The following is an 18,131-nucleotide window of genomic DNA, read 5'->3' on the forward strand; positions in this document are numbered from 1 at the left end:
CGCGGCCATCCCGCGGACTTGCGTGGGACCAGAGGGTGTCACACTCCCTTGGCCGTCATACCGATACGCCACCCCCTTGTGCTGTCAGGACCTTGTTCACTCGGCTGTCCCCTCGGCCGGGGACAGGTACGGACGTTGCGTCTTCTTGCTTGCCTCGTACGACGCCGCAGCGGCTTGCGTCGACTGGAGCTCCGAGACCTCGCTGACCGGGACGTCCCACCACGAATCACTGTCCGGCCCGCCGACCAGCGGGTCGGTGGTGACGTGGATCGCGATCGGCCCGGTCGCCGCCTTCGCGGTCCGGATCGCCTTCTCCAGCTCGGGGCGGCTCCGGACATCGATCACGTCGACCCCGAAACTGCGCACGTTCGCCGCGAGGTCGACGGGCAGGTAGTCGCCGTCCAGCCGGCCGTCTCCGGTGCGCTTGCGGTACGCCGTACCGAACCGTTGGGAGCCGAGCGACTCCGAGAGCGCGCCGATCGACGCGAACCCGTGGTTCTGCACCAGAACCACGATGATCTTGAGGTTCTCCTGGACCGCGGTGGCCAGCTCGCTCGACATCATCAGGTACGACCCGTCGCCGACCAGGACGAAGACGTCGCGATCCGGCGCGCCGAGCCGGACCCCGAGGCCGCCGGCGATCTCGTATCCCATGCAGGAGAAGCCATATTCGACGTGGTATCCCTTCGGGTCGCGCGTCCGCCAGAGTTTGTGGAGGTCGCCCGGCATCGAGCCGGCCGCGCAGACAACCACATCAGACGCCGCCGACAATTCGTTGACGGCGCCGATCACCTCGCCCTGGGTGAGCAGTCCTTCGCCCAGTTCCGCCGTTACCTCGGCGGAGGGCCGGAAAACTGCGTCCACAGTTCCGTTCCAGTTCCTTGTGAGTTCCTGGGCCTCGGAGGTGTACTTGGCATCCACGGACCAATCGCCGAGCGCCGATCCCAACGAAACAAGGGCCTCTCGCGCATCGGCCACCACCGGGAGGCCAGCATGCTTACCGCCGTCGAAACGCGCGACGTTGAGGTTGAGGAACCGGACCTGCGGGTTCTGGAAGGCCGTCCGCGACGCCGTCGTGAAGTCGCTGTAGCGGGTGCCGACGCCGATCACCAGGTCGGCGTCGCGCGCCAGCGCATTGGCTGCCGTGGTCCCGGTCGACCCGACCGCGCCCACCGACTGCGGGTGATCGTAGGTCAGAGATCCCTTACCTGCTTGGGTTTCCGACACCGGGACGCCGGTCCGCTCGGCGAACTCGCGCAGTGCGTCCTCGGCGCCGGAGTAGTGCACTCCGCCGCCCGCAACGATCAGCGGGCGCTGTGCGGACCGTAGGAGATCTACCGCCTTGTCGACAATTGATGCCTCGGGCAAAGGGCGTGCGACGTACCAGGTGCGCTCGACGAAGAGCTCGTCCGGCCAGTCGTAGGCCTCGGCCTGGACGTCCTGCGGCAGGGCCAGCGTCACCGCCCCGGTCTCGACCGGATCGGTCAGCACCCGCATCGCGTTCAGGAGTGCCGACGGCAACTGCTCGGGACGCCAGACGCGATCGAAGTACTTCGACACCGGGCGGAACGCGTCGTTGACGGAGATGTCACCGGCGCCGAAGCTCTCCAGTTCCTGCAGCACGGGTGTCGCCACCCGGGTCGCGAACACATCCGAAGGGAGGATCAGCACCGGCAGCCGGTTGATCGTGGCGAGAGCCGCGCCGGTCACCATGTTGGTCGAGCCCGGGCCGACGCTTGCTGTGCAGGCGTAGGCCTGGAGCCGATCACGGGTCCGGGAGAAGGCGGCCGCCGTGTGCACCATGGCCTGCTCGTTGCGGGCCAAGATGTACGGCAGGGCCTTCGGGTCCTCGAGTTCGGACTGCAGCAGCGCCTGGCCGACCCCGGCCACGTTGCCGTGGCCGAAGATGCCCAGGCACCCCGCGATCAACCGCTGCCGTACACCGTCTCGCTCCGAATACTGGACGCTCAGGAATCGCACCAGAGCCTGCGCGACCGTGAGGCGCACCGTCATGACTGTTCTCCTGTTGTTCCGAAAGGTAGGCGCGGATCGAGATGCTGCGAGTTCCACAGTTCGCGGACCCAGGCGTGCTGCGGGTCGTCGGTGATCAGCCACTGCCGTTCGCTGCCCGGGCCGGCCATCACATTGAGGTAGTACATGTCGTAGCCGGGCGGCGCCATCGCCGGGCCGTGCCACCCATGCGGGACGAGCACGACGTCGCCACTGCGCACCTCGGCCAGGACGTCGATCGGGCGGTCGTCGGTGCCGTAGACCCGCTGGTAGCCGATCGGGTCGTTGCCCTTGACCCCTTCCGGTACGTCGTCGGACAGCTGCAACTCGAAGTAGTAGATCTCCTCGAGCTCGCTCTCCTTGCCCGGTCTGTGCTCGTCGTGCTTGTGCGGCGGGTACGACGACCAGTTGCCGGCCGGCGTGATCACCTCACACGCGATGATCGAATCCGCCTGGAGCACTCCCGGCGTACCGAAGTTACGCACCTGGCGGGACGCCACACCGGCGCCGCGCAGTTCGGTCTCCACGTCCTCGGGCGCGATCCGCCGGAACGGGTGATCCGCAGCCGCCTTCGCATGCGGGAACGCGATTCGCGCCCCTCCGGCACTCACCACGGCGAACGTCGAGTTCCGCGGTACGTAGGCCAGATCCGTCGCGCCCGCGAACACATCCGCCCGCCCACCGAGTGCGACCGTCTCACCGTCCACGATCACCTCCGCAGACCCACTCAACGGAAGGACGATGTACTCACAGTCCCCGGTGTCGATCTCCACCGACTGCCCGGGGAGCAACGTCCGTACGAGCAGGCCGCTGTGATGCCACTCCGGCTCGCTCGGCCGCACCACGACCTCGAATCCGTCGCCTACCGCCGTACCGGCCGGCCGAACCCACTCAGCCATCCCAACCGCCCTTCGTCAGAACGTCGACCGCCCGAAGGACGGTCATGCAGTGCCACTAGTGCCACCGTGGACCAGTGCAGCGGCGTGATCGACCGCCGAGGCCACATCGCCGTCAGGCGGGAACAGGAGAGCCCGTCCCACCACCAGCCCGCGGACCGACGGGAGCTCAAGCGCCTTGCCCCACGAGGCGTACGTCTCTTCCGGGGCCCCTGTCGGATCACCACCGAGCAGCAGCGTCGGCAGGGTCGTTGCCTCCATCACCCGATCGAGCTCGTCGACGACCGGCAGCTTGAGCCAGGTGTAGGCACTCGTCGCACCGAGAGCGGAGGCGATCTGGATCGACTTGATCACCGAGTCGGGGTCGAGCAGGTTCGTCACCCGCCCGTCCTCACCACGCGTCGACCAGAACGGCTCGACCATCGCCATCAGCTTGTGCTCGGCCAGCCCCGTCACGGCCGCAGCGCTACTCTCCAACGTCGCCACGGTCCCCGGATCCGCGAGATCGATCCGCGTCAGCATCTTCCCGCCGTCGAGCCGCCGCGTGGCGACCTCCTCCGCCGTCCGGTACGCCGTGAACCGATCGTCCAGCTCGAACGCCGACCCTTGCAGACCGCCCCGGTTCATCGACCCGATGACGACCTTGCCCTCCAACGCGCCGAGCAACAACAGATCCTCGAGCACATCCGGAGTCGCCAGCACACCGTCGACGCCAGGCCGCTGCAACGCGATCACCAACCGGGCAATCAGTTCTGCCCTGCTGCCCATCGCCATCCGATCCCCACGCACCCCGAGCGCCCCACGCGCCGGATGATCAGCAGCCACGATCAGCAGCCGTCCGTCATCCCCCACCAACGCCCGAGTACGCCGCCGCAGCCACCCCTCAACCACCCGCTCCGGATGCCGAACCCGAACCTCCGTCAACTCCCCCAACCGGTCCCCAAACTCCTCCCACCCATCCCCGCGAACCCCACCACCACGCGACTCCCCCGCCCCCACACCACGCCCACCTGCAACGGCCAAACCACCCGCCACGTCATCAGCCGTCTCAGCACGCGTACCCGCGATACCCGGGCCGCCCGCCATGTCAGCAGCTGGCTCAGTGCTCACACCAGGCGCCGTGTCGGCCACGGCCCCAGCCGCGACAGCCCCAGCCAACCCAGCGCCAACTCCAACCCCCGCAACCGCGGCCCCAGCAGCTCGAGCAGTTCCGGTCGCTCCTGCCGCTCCGGCCGCACCCGCTGCTTCGGCCGCTCCGGGCACAGCTGCTACAGGCTCCACGCTCCCCTCACGCACAGAACCTTCACCCGATCCCCCAACCCCGACAGGTCCCGCCCCCACAGCACCGACCGGCGCCTGCATACCACCAGCACCCGCATCCAAGCCCGCGTGTCCTCGAGCTACCTGGTCAGCACCCGAACCATCACCTGGCGACCTGTTGCCATCCGCAACTGCTTCCACCACCCCATGCCCACCTGAGCCCACGCCTGCCAGCCCCACACTCCCCGCAGCCACCCCACCCGGGACTACCTCAGCCGCCGCACTACCTGCGCCCACCTCACCCACACCTACGCCTGCACGCCCACTATCCCCAGCTGCCCCACCCGGCCCTACGCCTGCACCCGCACCACCACCAACTGCTCCGCCTGGACCTGCGTCTGCACCCGCGCTACCCCCAGCTGCTCCACCTGGACCCGCGTCTGCACGCGCGCTACTCCCAGCTGTTCCACCTGGACCTGCGTCTGCACGCGCGCTACTCCCAGCTGTTCCACCTGGACCTGCGTCTGCATCTCCGCTACCGCCAGCTCGGGCTGCACCTGCGTCTGCGCCCGCGTTGCCTGCGTTCATCTCGCCCGGCACCGCGTGTGCACCTACATCTGCCGGACCTGCTCCACCAGGGATCGCGTCTGCGTGCGCGCCATCTGGAGTTGGCTCTCCCACGCCTGCACCAGCGTCCGCGGCTGTTCCCGGGCGCTCCGCAGGCGCAACAACTGCCCGTGGCTCAGCTCCGCCTCGATCGACGACACCCGCACCTGCGGCGCCTTCCGCTGCAGCTGCCGCCGAACCCGTGGCCGGCACGCCCCCTGACGCCGCCGCAGCCTCAGGCGCAATCGCGGGGTTCGCTGCAGCCGCACGGTCCGGTGCAATCGCAGGGTCCGGTGCAATCGCAGGGGCCGGTGCAGTCGAAGGGGCCGGTGCAGTCGAAGGGGCCGGTGCAACAGCCCGGCCCTGCGCAGTCCCGGGCGCGGTGTCGTGCACAGTCCCGGGCGCGGTGTCGTGCACAGTCCCGGGCGCGGTGTCTTGTGCAGTCCCCGGCGCGGTGTCCTGTGCAGTCGCGGGCTCTTGTGCAGGCACAGGCGAATTGACTTGCGTCAGCTCCTCCAGCTGGTGCTGATGCCGAGCAGTGGCCTCGCCCGGACGATCCACGGGACGAGCTACGGACGAAGGAGCCATCAGAGCTGCTTGCTGTGCTCCGCGAACGGTCTGTCCGCTCAGCTGATGCCCAGGCGGCGCTTGAGGCACACCAGAGCTCTCCCCCCGCATCTCCTGCCCACCCATTGCTTGCTCAGGTACGCCCTGCTCAGGTACGCCCTGCTCACGTGCGGCCTGCTCACGTGCGGCCTGCTCACGTGCGGCCTGTTCAGCTGCGGGCTGGTCGGGGTGAGGGGAGTCGGCGGACAGGTTCAGGTCTGCGATGACTGTTGTCTGGCCGTCGGGTCCACCGGGCGGTGTGTCAGCGAGCTCCTCGGACGGGTTCGCGCGGACGGCGACGTCGTCCTGGGACGGACTCGTGCGGACGGTGAGGTCGTCCGGGGACGGGTTCGTGCGGCCGGTGATGTTGTCCCGGGCTGGTGCATTGCTCTGGCGTACCGCGACTGTTGGATCGTTGGCACCTGGATCGGTTGGGTCTGAGATGACGGTTGGGTCGTCGGGACCCGGTACGCCAGGTGCTGTGGGGCGACTCGCGATGACGGTTGGCTCGTCCGGTCCGGCGTACGACGCAGCGCTCAGGTCGTGTGGCCGCCGCGTGACCACGGTCGGATCGTTCGGCCCCGTACGGCGCTCGGCAACATCACTCGACCCACGGACCGTCCCGTCAGCCGGAGCTGTAGCTCGGCTCGTCGGAACGGTTGGGGCGGCGTCTGGGGCCGTTAGATCAGCTGGGGTGTTCGCGCGGCCGGTGGGATCGGGGTGGGGTACACGAACAGGTGGGGTGGTGTTGGGGGCCTGGCGGGGCGGTTGGGGTGCGTTGTCGGTGGGGGTGATCCACCAGGTGGCGGGGCTTTCGGGCTGGGTGATGACGGTGGGGTCATCGGGCGCGGGGTGGCTGTCAGACATGCGCCAGTCCTGGTCCGGCGCCGCGCGCTGCACGTCCGCCGCGGGACCGTGCTGGTCCGGTGCCGGGCGCTGTACGTCCGCCGCGCGACGGTGCTGGTCCGGTACCGGGCGATCGGCGTCGGAGGTGGGTTGGGCGGGGGCGCGGCGGGGCGTCGCGATTGTGGGGTCGTTTTGGGTGGGGGTGAGGATCGTGGCGTCGGGGTCTTCGGCCGGGCGGGGGCGGATGGGGATGGGGCGGGCTTCTTCGGAGTACTGGTCTTCGTCGTGGGGGGTCATGCTTCGGCTCCCAGGTGGGAGAGGACTTCGGCGGTCGTGGGCATCGCGGTGGAGCATTCGAGGCGGGAGGCGACGATGGCGCCGGCGGTGTTGGCGAAGCGGATGATCTTCTCGAGGGGCCAGCCGGCGAGCAGGCCGTGACAGAGGGCGCCGCCGAAACCGTCGCCGGCGCCGAGGCCGTTGACGACCTCGACCGGGTACGGCGGGACTTCGACGCGTTCGTCGCGGGTCCGGGCGAGGGTGCCGCGGGGGCCTTGCTTCACGACGGCCAGTTCGAGGCCGCGGTCGAGGAGCGCCTGGGCGGCCTTGTCGGGGTCGGTTTCGCCGACGGCGACCTCGCACTCCTCACGGTTGCCGACAGCAACCGTGCAGTACTCGAGCGCACGCGACACCTGCTCGTGCGCCTCCGTCGGATCCGCCCAGAACATCGGCCGGTAGTCGAGGTCCAGCACCGTGAACCGCCTCTCCGAACCAGACCCACCATCATCACTCGGTTGAGAGGGGCGGGTGGTGCGGGCCTGCCAGGCGGTGAAGTGGGCGGTGCGGGAGGGTTCGGCGGAGAGGCCGGTGACGGTGGACCAGTAGATGCGGGCGTCGCGGATCGCGGCCAGGTCGAGTTCGGAGGGGTTGATGACGAGGTCGGGGGCTTTCGGGAACCGGTAGAAGTACAGCGGGAAGCTGTCCGGCGGGAAGATCTCGCAGAACGTGATCGGAGTCGGCAGGCCGTCGACGGGGGTGACGAACCGGTCGTCGACGCCGAGTTCGCCGAGTGTGCGGTGGATGAAGGTGCCGAACGGGTCGTTCCCGGTCCTGCTGATCACCGCCGACCGCCGGCCGTGACGGGCCGCGGCGACGGCGACGTTCGTGGCGCTGCCGCCGAGGAACTTGCCGAACGAGGTGACATCCTCCAGGTGCGTCCCGAGCTGCAGCGGGTACAGATCGACCCCGATCCGCCCGATCGTCAGTACGTCCATCCGTCCGTCGTCCACCATCAGACCATCCCATCCTCGCGGGTCCCGCAGGGTGTCATCGGAGTCCGTCCGCGATCGACTGCAGGTGCGCGATGCTCGCCCGTACGTCGGCCAGCGGTCCCTCGTCCGCCGGGCGTGACGGCAGGATCGTGTCCTGTTCGAGCACGTACCAACCGTCGTACCCGGATTTCTCCAGGGTGCTGACGATCGTGGTGATGTCGATGTCGCCGGCGCCGAGCGGCCGGTAGAGGCCTGCGCGGACGGCATCCGTGTACGTGACCTCGCCGGACTGCACGCGCGCGGCCCACGCGGCGTCGACGTCCTTCAGGTGCGTGTGGCGGATCCGGGACACGTGCTCGACCGCCAGCGCCACCGGGTCGACCCCGCCGATCAGCAGGTGGCCGGTGTCGAGCGTGAGCCCGATCGACGACCCATTCAGCACCCGCGAGACGTCGTCGGACCCCTCGACCATCGTCCCGACGTGCGGGTGGAGCGTCGCCAGTACGCCCCGGGACGCCGCGAGCGCGGACAGCTCGTCGAGCCGGCGCAGCAAGGCGTTCCATCCGGAACCGTCCAGCACCGGACGATCGTCGTACCCCTCCTGCCCGGTCGCGGCCGCAAGCACCAGCGTCCCGGCGCCGGCCGCCACGAACCCCTCGAGCGCCCGCAGCACGTCGGCGGTCGGGTCAAACGATGGATCATGCAGTACGACGGGAACGAACCCGCCGACCGCGCGCAGCCCGGCGTCCGCCAGCGTCTTCGCCTTCTCGGAAGGATCGTCGGGCAGGAAGCCGTCCGGACCGAACTCCGTCGCGGCCAGCCCGACCGTACGCATCTCGGCCAGCACCGTCTCGGCGTCGTACTGCCAGCCCCAGCCGGGAACCTCGCACACGCCCCAGGAGATCGGGGCACCGGCGATCCGGGTAGCAATGTCAGTCATGAAACAGCCCCTCAGAGCGTGACGATGCGGTTTTCGCGGCGGGACAGCTCGCAGGCGTCCGCGATCCGGAATGCGGCGAGCGCGTCCCGGACCGTACAGGGCACCGCGCGGGTGCCGGCGACGACCTCGGTGAAGGCGGTCAGCTCGGCGACGTACGCGGGCTGGAAGCGGTCCATGAACGTCATGTGCGGCGGCCCGTCCGGGAACGCGACGCCGGGTTCGGCAGAGCGCAGCGCAGTGTGCGAGTCGAGGCCGACCGCGATCGAGCCGAGGCTGCCGTGGAGTTCCATCCGTACGTCGTGCCCGGCGCCGTTGTACCGCGTGCCGCTGACCGCGACGAAGGTGCTGTCGTCGAGCGTGAGCAGTGCGGCCGCGGAGTCCACGTCGCCGTACTCGCCGAAGAACTCCTCGCCGCGGTTCGCGCCGGTCGCGTAGACGCTGACCACCTCGCGGCCCGTGACGTACCGGATGATGTCGAAGTCGTGCACCGTGCAGTCGCGGAAGAAGCCGCCGCTCTGCGGGATGTAGTCGCGGTGCGGCGGGAACGCGTCGTTCGTGTTCGCGCGGATGTGGTGCACGAATCCGAGCTCGCCCGACTCGACGGCCGCCCGCGCCGCCTGGTAGCCGGCGTCGAAGCGCCGCTGGAAACCGATGTGGACCGGCACCGTCGACGCCTCGGTGAGCGCGAGCACCCGCTCGGTCTCGGCCAGGTCGAGCGCGACCGGCTTCTCACAGAACGTCGGTACGCCGGCCGCCAGCCCCGCCTCGATCAGCGACGCGTGCGCGGACGTCGCCGCTGCGATCACGAACCCGTCCAGCCCGGACGCGAGCAGCGCCGGCACGTCGGGCGCGGACCGGATGCCCAACTCCTTCGCGACCACCTCGGCCCGTACGGGGTCCGCGTCGGCGACGACCACCTGATCCACCGCCGGCAGGGCCTTCAGCGTCGCGGCATGGAACGCCCCGATCCGCCCGACCCCGACCAAACCGATCCGCATCCGCGCAGCCTCTCTCGAGTACGGGCGCGCCACAGCCCCGGCGGCGCGCTGGTTGCCGTCAGCTTTCCGGCCACGCAGCCAAGGTGTCAAGACTTTGTTAACACATTCTCACGTACGGACATAAGCAGGTAGCATCCGCCCATGACCGCCGCTCTGCCGATTCAGCTCGATCGGAGCAGCCCGGTGCCGTTGTACCACCAACTCGCCGAGCAGCTGACCGCTGCGATCACGGACGGCCGGCTGCGCCCGGGCGACCCGTTCGAGAACGAGATCGGCATGTCCGGCCGGCTGAGTCTGTCCCGCCCGACCGTCCGGCGGGCGATCTCCGAGCTGGTCAACCAGGGGCTGCTCGTCCGGCGCCGCGGCATCGGCACCACCGTCGCGAACCAGATGGTGCACCGCAAGGCCGAGCTGACCAGCCTGTACGACGACCTCGCCCGCGAGGGCCGTACGCCGCGCACCGAAGTGCTCGCGCTGGACTGCACCGCGCAGGACGACCGCGCCGCCGCCGTCCTCGAACTCCCGCCCGGCACCCCGCTCGTCTCGATCGTGCGACTCCGGTACGCCGACGACCTGCCGCTCGCGATCCTGCGCAACTGGTTGCCCCCGGCCCTCAACGACCTCACGCTCGAACAGCTCACCGCAGACGGTCTGTACGCCGTACTGCGCGCCCGCGGAATCCGCCCGACCGTCGCCCGGCAACGCATCGGCGCCCGCAACGCCACGGCGGACGAACGCCGCACCCTGCACATGTCGAAGGCCGAGCCACTGGTCACGATGACCCGCTCCGCCTACGCCGCCGACGGAATCCCGGTCGAGTACGGCAGCCACTGCTACCGAGCCGACCAGTACTCCGTCGACGTCGTCGTCTCCGAACGCTGACGCGCTTCCCTTCCAACGGATTCGAATCGTTGGCGCCCGCACCGGCCCAGTGGTTCCATCCGACAGTCGGTATCCGCTTCGTCGTAGAAGGAGAACCAGATGAACCCCTTGATCGATCTGGCGCCCAGGGTCGTCAGCTCCGCAACGGTCGAGCCCAGTGTGGTGTTCACCGTCACCGAGGCGAACGGCGGCGGCCAGGACCGGTGCCCGGCCAGCTGCGTCTGGTACGGCGACAACTGTGTAGCAACCGGGCACAGCGGCCTCTAGTGGCCCCGGGGCCTGTCGGCACGGAACTACACGGGCCGACAGGCCCCGGTTTCCAGGCTGAGGAGTTCCTTCGGCACGCGATCGAGGACCTGCCGGCGAACGTCTGCCCGAGCTTGCACGCCGGCCCGGTCTGGCTGTCGGTGACCCCGCCCGGCGCGCCGCTCCCCGAGGCCGGTTGGAAGCTGCACATCTCGGCCCGCCGCGGGAACTTCCGCCAGGTCGCTGAACGCGCCGTACCGCTGCTGCTCGCCGAAGGCTGCGCGTTCAAGCTGGCCGGCTCGGAGACGACGCTCACCGATCTGAACGAAGGGCTGAGCGCGGCAGCACAGGTGGGCAAGGCGATCACGGTCTACCCGGATCAGAGTCGTGTCGAGTACGTCGGCCGACTGCTCTGCGACGTCCTCACCGGGATGGAAGGTCCCCGGATCCTCAGCGACCGCCGGATCGCCGGGGATGCTCCGGTCTACTACCGCTACGGGCCGTTTCGATCGCGATGGTTCGCTGGTGATCGGGGCGGGCTCAGCCTGATGCTGCACGGACCCGCAGGAGAGTCGTTCGAGGCGGCCGCCACCATGGAGTACCGGCAGCCGTCGTGGGTCTGCGATCCGTTCGGATCCGACGACCCGGAAGCGGACACGGTCCTCGGCGGGCGCTACCGCGTCGACGAAGGGATCTACAAGGCAGCCAAGGGCAACGTGTATCGCGGCGTGGACCTCGCCACCGGCCGTCGCGTGGTCGTCAAGCAGGCGCGGGCGTTCGTGTCGGAGAGCACTGACGGCGCAGACGCGCGCAGCCGGTTGCGGAACGAGCGACGGATCCTCACCGCACTGGATTCGATGCCGGGCGTCCCTGCGTTCGTCGACCACTTCGCACACGGCGACGACGAGTTCCTGGTCACCACCGACGTGGGTCAGACCAATCTGCTCGACCATGCCGTACTGTCCGGCAGCTACCGACCCGCACCGGAATCGGCCGAGAACGCTGCGGCCGGCGAACGCTTTCTCGACCTTGCGACCAGCCTGGCCACGATTGTTCGCGACCTGCACCACCGCGGCGTGGTGATGTCGGACCTCACCCCGCGCAATGTCGTCATGACCGGCGAGACGCCGGCGGTGATCGATTTCGGCATCTCGGCCTTGGACGGGTTCACCCTGCCCGGCGGCACGCCCGGATTCGCTCCTTGGCGCCAGAGCCACGGCGGTGAGCCTGCGGCGTACGACGACTGCCATGCGCTCGGGATGACGCTCGGCTTCGCCGCGACAGGTCTGACGCCGGTCGCGGCCAGGGTCGGCCCCGGTGTCCCGGCAGAGCGGATGCTGGGCTCGGTCGTGGCCGTCCACGGCCCCGACTCGATCCAAGCCGCGGTTGTCGGCGCCCTGATCGACGAGGACAGCGCAGTTCCGGCACTGGCCGACTTGGCGGCCGGAACCGCTCCGAAGCCGACGCAGCCGCGGCGAAGCGGACTACCGGCGGTGACAGACGCTGATGTAGAAGCTCTGATCCCGCTGGTGATCAACCAGATCCTGGATCAACTCGACGACCGGGTCTTCGCCGACCGCTCCGGCTACAGCGCGGTCGACACCAGCATCTACACCGGCAGCGCCGGGATCGGTCTCGAACTGCTCCACCACCTGGATCACCCGCGATCCAAGGAGGCCGTACGCAAGCTCCTGACGCACACCGTCGCTGCCCTGAACCGGGTCGACATCATGCCAGGGCTGTACGTCGGTCTGACCGGCGTGGAGCTCTTCGTACGGCGAGCAGCCGAACTGGGCCTGGAAACCACCGGCATCGGCGAGCTTCCGCATCGGGGCGACGGCGGAGGCGATGACCTGATGTACGGATCGGCGGGCGCCGGCGTCGGACACCTGCTGCTGCACGCCCTCACGGGAGATCCGGCCCGGCTCGACTTGGCCGGCGAGCGGGTGCAAGTCCTGCTCGGCAAGGCTCGGCCGGAGCTCATCGAACGCGACGCCGACATCCCGGACGAGGCCGCGATCGACGCACCGTTCGGGTACGCCCACGGTTGGTCCGGCGTGATCGAACTGCTGCGCGCCTTCGTGGTTGCTACCGGGGACGACCGGGCCGCGGAGGCGCTCGAACGTACCGTGCACAAGGTCGCGGCCCGGACCGGAGCGTTGGCTGCGCAGGCGAAACAGCCGGTCGCACTGCCGATGAGCGTCTCGTGGTGTCAGGGACTCGCCGGTATGGCACCGGCGTTGCACCGTGCCGCCGATGTGGTCAGCGATCCGCAGCTCGCGCGGCTGGCCGAACGTGCCGCCGCAAGTGCCGCGGAGAGCGCGGCGCATTGGATTCCGCGGCTGGACAACACCATCCGATGCTGTGGCGTCGCCGGTGCCGGCGAGCTGTTCGCCGACCTCTGGCTCGCAACCGACGACGAGCGGTACCGCGCCTCGGCCTACGCCGCGGTGGGCCAACTCCTGCTCCGCAATCAAGGCCCTGAGGACGCTCCGGTCTTCGTGGCACTCGACCGGGATGCCCCGTTGTCGTGGGGCATGGGCAGTGCCGGTGTGCTGACCTTCCTTCGCCGCCTGCACACCGGCACCGGCTTCGACCTGGTTCCTTAGGCCTGGTTGGCCAGCAGGGTTCGGACCAGGCGTAGGCCTACGGAGAGTTGGGCGAGCTCTGGGCCGTCGGTTTCCACGATCTCCTCGAGCATCGACGAGGCGCGGGAGAGGCCGACCGCATTCTGGTCCTGCCAGGTGATGACGCGGTCCTCGGGTTCGGCGGACGCGTCGGTGGCGCCGAGGACCTGGCGGGTCAGGCGCGCGTGCACCGCGTGCAGGTCGTCGCGGAGCGCGGCGCGGGCCATCGTCTGCCAGCGGTCGGTCCGCGGCAGCCCGATGATCCGCTCGAGGAAACGGCCCAGCTGCAGCCGTTCGCCGAGCGCGAAGTGGACCTTGGCGACCTCGAGGATGTCGATGTCGGCGCGAGACGCCGTCTCGACGATGCCGAGACCGGCGTAGGCCGGCGGGAGCACCGCGATCCGGGTCGCGAAGTCCTCCGAAACCCCCTTCTGCACAAGGGCTTCGCGGCGCTGCTCGAACAGCGCCAGCTCCCGGCCGCGCAGGACCTCGGGCAACGCCGCCGTCAGCTTCGCGAGGCCCGGCCCGAAGAACTCGATCAGCTCCTCGATGTCCACCGGAGGCCGCCGGTTCGAGACCAGCCAGCGAGTCGCGCGCTCCACCAGCGTGCGGGTCTCGAGCCGCATGCCGGTCTGCGTCGCGGCGTCGACCACGTTGTCCAGCTCGGCGTTCCGCGACAGCAGCTCCGGCTGGGCGAAGATCCTGCTGGCCGCGAGGTTCGCCCGGACGACGTCCTCGACGGTGCCACCAGTCTCCAGCGAGAGCCGGTGGTACGCCGTGATGCCGGACGTGTTGACGAACTCGTTCACGACCTGGGTCGCGATGATCTCGCGGCGCAGCTGGTGGCTCTGGATCTGGTCGCCGAACCGCTCCTGGATCGCCTTCGGGAAGTAGCTGGCGAGCTTGTGCTTCAGGAACGGGTCGTCCGGGAGGGAGGTCGTGAGCAGCTCGGCTTCCATCACGATCTTGGTGTACGCGACCAGTACCGACAGCTCCGGCGAGGTCAGCCCACGGCCGTCCGCCTTGCGCCGCTTGAACTCGCTGATGCTCGGCAGGAACTCCAGCTCCCGGTTGAGCAGGCCCTGCTTCTCCAGCCGGCGTACCCAGTCCTGGTGGACGTGCAGCAGGGCGGCCGCCTGCTCGGCCGCGTTCGCCAGGGCGATGTTCTGCCGGTAGTTGCTCTTCAGCACCAGGGCGCCGACCTCGTCGGTCATCGACGCGATGATGTCGTTGCGCTGCTTCTCGGTCAGGTCGCCGTCCGCGACCACGGTGTCGAGCAGGATCTTGATGTTCACCTCGTGGTCCGAGGTGTCCACACCGGCCACGTTGTCGATGAAGTCGGTGTTGATCCGGCCGCCGCCCGCGGCGTACTCGATCCGGCCGAGCTGGGTGAAGCCGAGGTTGCCGCCCTCACCGACCGCGCGGGCGCGCAGTTGCGAGCCGTCGATCCGGATCGCGTCGTTCGCCTTGTCGCCGACGTCGGCGTTCGACTCCGCCGACGACTTCACGTACGTGCCGATGCCGCCGTTCCAGAACAGGTCGACCGGCGCCTTCAGGATCGCGTTCATCAACTCGGCCGGCGTCAGCTTCGTCGCGGCGCCCTCGATACCGAGCGCCTCGCGGATCTCCGCGGACACCGGAATCGCCTTGTCGGTACGCGGGAACACGCCACCACCGGCGGAGATCAGCGACCGGTCGTAGTCCGCCCACGACGAGCGCGGCAGGTCGAACAGCCGCCGGCGTTCGGCGTACGACGAAGCAGCCGAAGGCGCCGGGTCCAGGAAGATGTGCCGGTGGTCGAACGCCGCGACCAGCCGGATGTGCTCCGACAGCAGCATCCCGTTGCCGAACACGTCGCCGGACATGTCGCCGACACCGACGACCGTGAAGTCCTCGTTCTGGCAGTCGTGGCCGAGCTCGCGGAAGTGCCGCTTGACCGACTCCCACGCGCCGCGGGCGGTGATGCCCATCGCCTTGTGGTCGTACCCGACCGAGCCGCCGGAGGCGAACGCGTCGCCCAGCCAGAACCCGTACTCCTTCGCGACACCGTTCGCGATGTCCGAGAACGTCGCCGTGCCCTTGTCCGCGGCAACCACCAGGTAGGCGTCGTCGCCGTCGTACCGGACCACGTCCCGCGGCGGAACGATGTCGGAGGCAACGATGTTGTCCGTGATGTCGAGCAGCCCGGAGATGAAGGTCTTGTACGACGCGATGCCCTCGGCCAGCCAGGCGTCCCGGTCCAGCGACGGATCCGGCAGCTGCTTGGCGTAGAACCCGCCCTTCGCGCCGACCGGCACGATCACCGAGTTCTTCACCATCTGCGCCTTCACCAGACCGAGCACCTCGGTCCGGAAGTCCTCCCGGCGGTCCGACCAGCGCAGACCACCACGGGCCACCGCGCCGAAGCGCAGGTGCACACCCTCGACCTGCGGCGAGTAGACGAAGATCTCGTACGCCGGCCGCGGCTGCGGCAGGTCCGGGATCGCCTTCGGCTCCAGCTTCAGCGAGATGTACGAGCGTGGGCGGCCGTCGGCGTCCGGCTGGAAGTAGTTCGTCCGGAGGGTCGCCTTCATGACGGTCAGGTACGAGCGCAGGATGCGGTCCTCGTCCAGGCTCTGCACCGTGTCCAGCGCGGCCAGGATCTCCTTCTCCAACTGGTCCGCGCGCATCGTACGGTCCGGGTCGTCGGCCGGGCCGCGCGCGGGGTCGAAGCTGGTCTCGAACAGCTGCACCAGCAGGCCGGCCACGTCCACGTGGTTCAGGAAGGTGTTCTCGATGTAGTCCTGGCCGAACGGCGTGCCGCCCTGGCGCAGGTAGCGCTGGTACGCGCGCAGAATCGACACCTGCCGCCAGCTGAGGCTGCCGCGCAGCACGAGCGCGTTCAGCTTGTCGGACTCGGCGCGACCCTCCCAGACCGCCTGGAACGTGTCGGAGAACAGGGTGCGCAGTTCCTCGCGCTCCTCGGTGTCCTCCGGCGCCTTCAGCCCGAAGTCGTAGATGTAGGCCATCGTGCCGTCGGCGCAGCGGATCTCGTACGGGCGCTCGTCGACGACCTCGACCCCCATCGCGGACAGATGCGGCAGGACCTGCGACAGCGACAGCGCCGAGCCGGTGCGGAACACCTTGAAGCGGCGCTCGCCCTCCCACTCCTCGTCGATCGGGCTGTACAGCGACATGGCCAGCCCGTTGTCGGCCGGCAGCCCGTCAAGCACGTGTACGTCGTTGACCGCGACGCGCGCGTCGAAGTCCTCCTTGTACGCCTCCGGGAACGCGTGCGCGTACCGCCGGAACAGCTTGGTGACCGCACCGTCGCCGCCGTGCGCGTGCAGAGCCGCGGTGAAGTCGTCCTCCCAGGCCCGGGTCGCCTCGATGACCTGCTGCTCGAGCAGGTCCGCGTCGTACTCACCGACGGTCTCGCCCTGCTTCATGCGGACGACGAAGTGCACGCGGGCCAGTACGGACTCGGTGACGTACGCGGCGTACGTGACCGACTCGGCGCCGATGGCGTCCTTGAGGATCTGCTGCATGCGCAGCCGGACCGCGGTGGTGTAGCGGTCACGCGGCAGGTAGACCAGGCACGACAGGTACCGGTTGTAGACGTCACGGCGTACGAACAGCTTGACTGCGCGCCGCTCCTGCAGATGCAACACCGACTGCACGATCGGCAGCAGGTCCTCCACAGGCGCCTGCAGCAGCTCGTCGCGCGGGTACGTCTCCAGTACGTCGAGGAGGCCCTTGCCGCTGTGACTGTTCGGGTCGAAGCCGGTCTGGCGGAACAGCTCCAGCGCCTTGCGCCGCAGCACCGGGACCTGCATGACGCTCTCGGTGTACGCCGTGGACGAGAGCAGGCCGATGAACCGGCACTCGCGGACCGGGTTGCCGGCGTCGTCGAACTGCTTGATGCCGACGTAGTCCAGGTAGGTCGAGCGGTGCACCGTGGAGCGGGAGTTGGCCTTGGTGAGGATCAGCAGCTTCTGCTCCTTCGCCTTGGCGCTCACCTCCGGCGGCAGCTTGCCGGACCCCGGCTTCGGGTCCGGACGGAGGATGCCGAGCCCGGTCCCGGGGCGGCCGCGCAGGATGCCCTGCGGGCCCTCCATCGTGAAGTCGTACTCGCGGTAGCCGAGGAAGGTGAAGTGCTCGTCGGCCAGCCACTCGAGCAGCTCGCGGGCCTCCTCCACCTCGCTCTCCGGAACCGGGAGGTCGGCGGCGTGCAGGCCGGCGGCGATGCTGACCGCCTTCTCGTGCATCTTCGGCCAGTCCTCGACGGCCTCGCGGACGTCGTTCAGGACCTTCTGCAGCTCCTGCTCGAGGGCTCGGTGCTCGGCGGCGTCGGCGATCCGGTCGACCTCGAGGTGCATCCAGCTCTCGCGGACCAGGTCGTGGCCGTCCGCGGCGGTGGTGTCGTCGAGGACCTCCTGCAGCGTGCCGGCGACGTCGCGGCGGACCACGAACTGCGGGTGGATCAGGAGCTGGAGCTCGAGGTTGCGGTCGGTGATCGCGATCGAGGCGCTGTCCACCAGGAACGGCATGTCGTCGATGACGATCTCGACCACGGTGCGCCCGTTCGCGGACCAGCCGTGCTCCTCCAGGGTGGGCGTGAAGACGTGCACCTTCGCGGTCCCCTGCGGGCGTGACATGGCGGACTTGTAGTGGTGCCGCGCGGCGCCCAGGCAGTCGTTCGGCTGGCGCTCGGCGACGTCCTCGGCGGCGACGTGCCGGTAGTACTGCTCCAGGAAGGTCTTCAGCTTGACCGGGTCGACCACTTTGTCGTGCCCATGTGCTCCCGTGGCCACCGCTTTGGCGATCACATCAGCCTTCAGAACGTCCAGCTTGCTCTGCATTCCCCACCGTCTCCACACGTAACGTCGGCGTCGGTCCCGCCGGACCGCACCACGTTGTGCGGTCACTCAGAGATTAGTCCACCTTTGTCACTGGTGTGGTGTCGG

The 18,131-nt window shown here is 69.2% G+C and carries 12 protein-coding genes; 3 read left to right on the forward strand and 9 right to left on the reverse strand.

Annotated elements, in window-relative coordinates:
- Nucleotides 1-96 precede the first annotated feature (96 nt).
- The 8 genes from iolD to ACGFI6_RS05205 all read right to left on the reverse strand — a co-directional run bounded on the left by iolD (nt 97) and on the right by ACGFI6_RS05205 (nt 9,430).
- The gene (iolD, locus tag ACGFI6_RS05170) at nt 97-2,013 is read right to left on the reverse strand and encodes a 3D-(3,5/4)-trihydroxycyclohexane-1,2-dione acylhydrolase (decyclizing) (RefSeq protein WP_393115365.1); all 1,917 of its coding nucleotides are present in this window, start codon (nt 2,011-2,013) and stop codon (nt 97-99) included.
- Nucleotides 2,010-2,909 carry a 5-deoxy-glucuronate isomerase gene (iolB, locus tag ACGFI6_RS05175; RefSeq protein WP_393115366.1) on the reverse strand — a complete coding sequence of 300 codons (900 nt, stop codon included), beginning with the start codon at nt 2,907-2,909 and terminating at the stop codon, nt 2,010-2,012. The genes iolD and iolB overlap by 4 nt, the downstream gene beginning before the upstream one ends.
- Nucleotides 2,910-2,951: 42 nt before the next feature.
- On the reverse strand, nt 2,952-3,839 hold the full coding sequence (locus ACGFI6_RS05180) for a deoxyribose-phosphate aldolase (protein WP_393115367.1): 888 nt from the start codon (nt 3,837-3,839) through the stop codon (nt 2,952-2,954).
- A 677-nt stretch (nt 3,840-4,516) separates the two neighbouring features.
- Complete coding sequence (locus ACGFI6_RS05185) at nt 4,517-4,696, reverse strand: hypothetical protein (protein ID WP_393115368.1); 180 nt, start codon at nt 4,694-4,696, stop codon at nt 4,517-4,519.
- A gap of 81 nt (nt 4,697-4,777) precedes the next feature.
- A complete protein-coding gene (locus ACGFI6_RS05190) occupies nt 4,778-4,939 on the reverse strand; it encodes a hypothetical protein (RefSeq protein ID WP_393115369.1) in 162 nt (53 codons plus the stop codon).
- Between the two features lie 1,578 nt (nt 4,940-6,517).
- Entirely contained in the window at nt 6,518-7,513 is a 996-nt protein-coding gene (gene iolC / locus ACGFI6_RS05195; RefSeq protein ID WP_393115370.1) for a 5-dehydro-2-deoxygluconokinase, read from the reverse strand.
- A gap of 34 nt (nt 7,514-7,547) precedes the next feature.
- The gene (locus tag ACGFI6_RS05200) at nt 7,548-8,432 is read right to left on the reverse strand and encodes a sugar phosphate isomerase/epimerase family protein (protein ID WP_393115371.1); all 885 of its coding nucleotides are present in this window, start codon (nt 8,430-8,432) and stop codon (nt 7,548-7,550) included.
- Nucleotides 8,433-8,443: 11 nt separating this feature from the next.
- Complete coding sequence (locus ACGFI6_RS05205; RefSeq protein WP_393115373.1) at nt 8,444-9,430, reverse strand: Gfo/Idh/MocA family oxidoreductase; 987 nt, start codon at nt 9,428-9,430, stop codon at nt 8,444-8,446.
- 141 nt (nt 9,431-9,571) lie between these two features.
- Between ACGFI6_RS05205 and ACGFI6_RS05210 the strand changes: the two genes are divergently transcribed.
- The 3 genes from ACGFI6_RS05210 to ACGFI6_RS05220 all read left to right on the forward strand — a co-directional run bounded on the left by ACGFI6_RS05210 (nt 9,572) and on the right by ACGFI6_RS05220 (nt 13,167).
- Complete coding sequence (locus tag ACGFI6_RS05210) at nt 9,572-10,312, forward strand: GntR family transcriptional regulator (RefSeq protein ID WP_393115374.1); 741 nt, start codon at nt 9,572-9,574, stop codon at nt 10,310-10,312.
- Nucleotides 10,313-10,411: 99 nt separating this feature from the next.
- Nucleotides 10,412-10,579: a hypothetical protein gene (locus ACGFI6_RS05215; RefSeq protein ID WP_393115375.1), complete on the forward strand. Its 168-nt coding sequence runs from the start codon at nt 10,412-10,414 to the stop codon at nt 10,577-10,579.
- A complete protein-coding gene (locus ACGFI6_RS05220; RefSeq protein WP_393115376.1) occupies nt 10,579-13,167 on the forward strand; it encodes a lanthionine synthetase LanC family protein in 2,589 nt (862 codons plus the stop codon). The genes ACGFI6_RS05215 and ACGFI6_RS05220 overlap by 1 nt, the downstream gene beginning before the upstream one ends.
- On the opposite strand, the gene ACGFI6_RS05225 is transcribed toward ACGFI6_RS05220, so the two are convergent.
- A complete protein-coding gene (locus ACGFI6_RS05225; protein WP_393115377.1) occupies nt 13,164-18,026 on the reverse strand; it encodes an NAD-glutamate dehydrogenase in 4,863 nt (1,620 codons plus the stop codon). The genes ACGFI6_RS05220 and ACGFI6_RS05225 overlap by 4 nt on opposite strands.
- Between the last annotated feature and the right edge of the window lie 105 nt (nt 18,027-18,131).

It is taken from the genome of Kribbella sp. NPDC048928, assembly GCF_043197975.1.
Lineage (GTDB): Bacteria > Actinomycetota > Actinomycetes > Propionibacteriales > Kribbellaceae > Kribbella.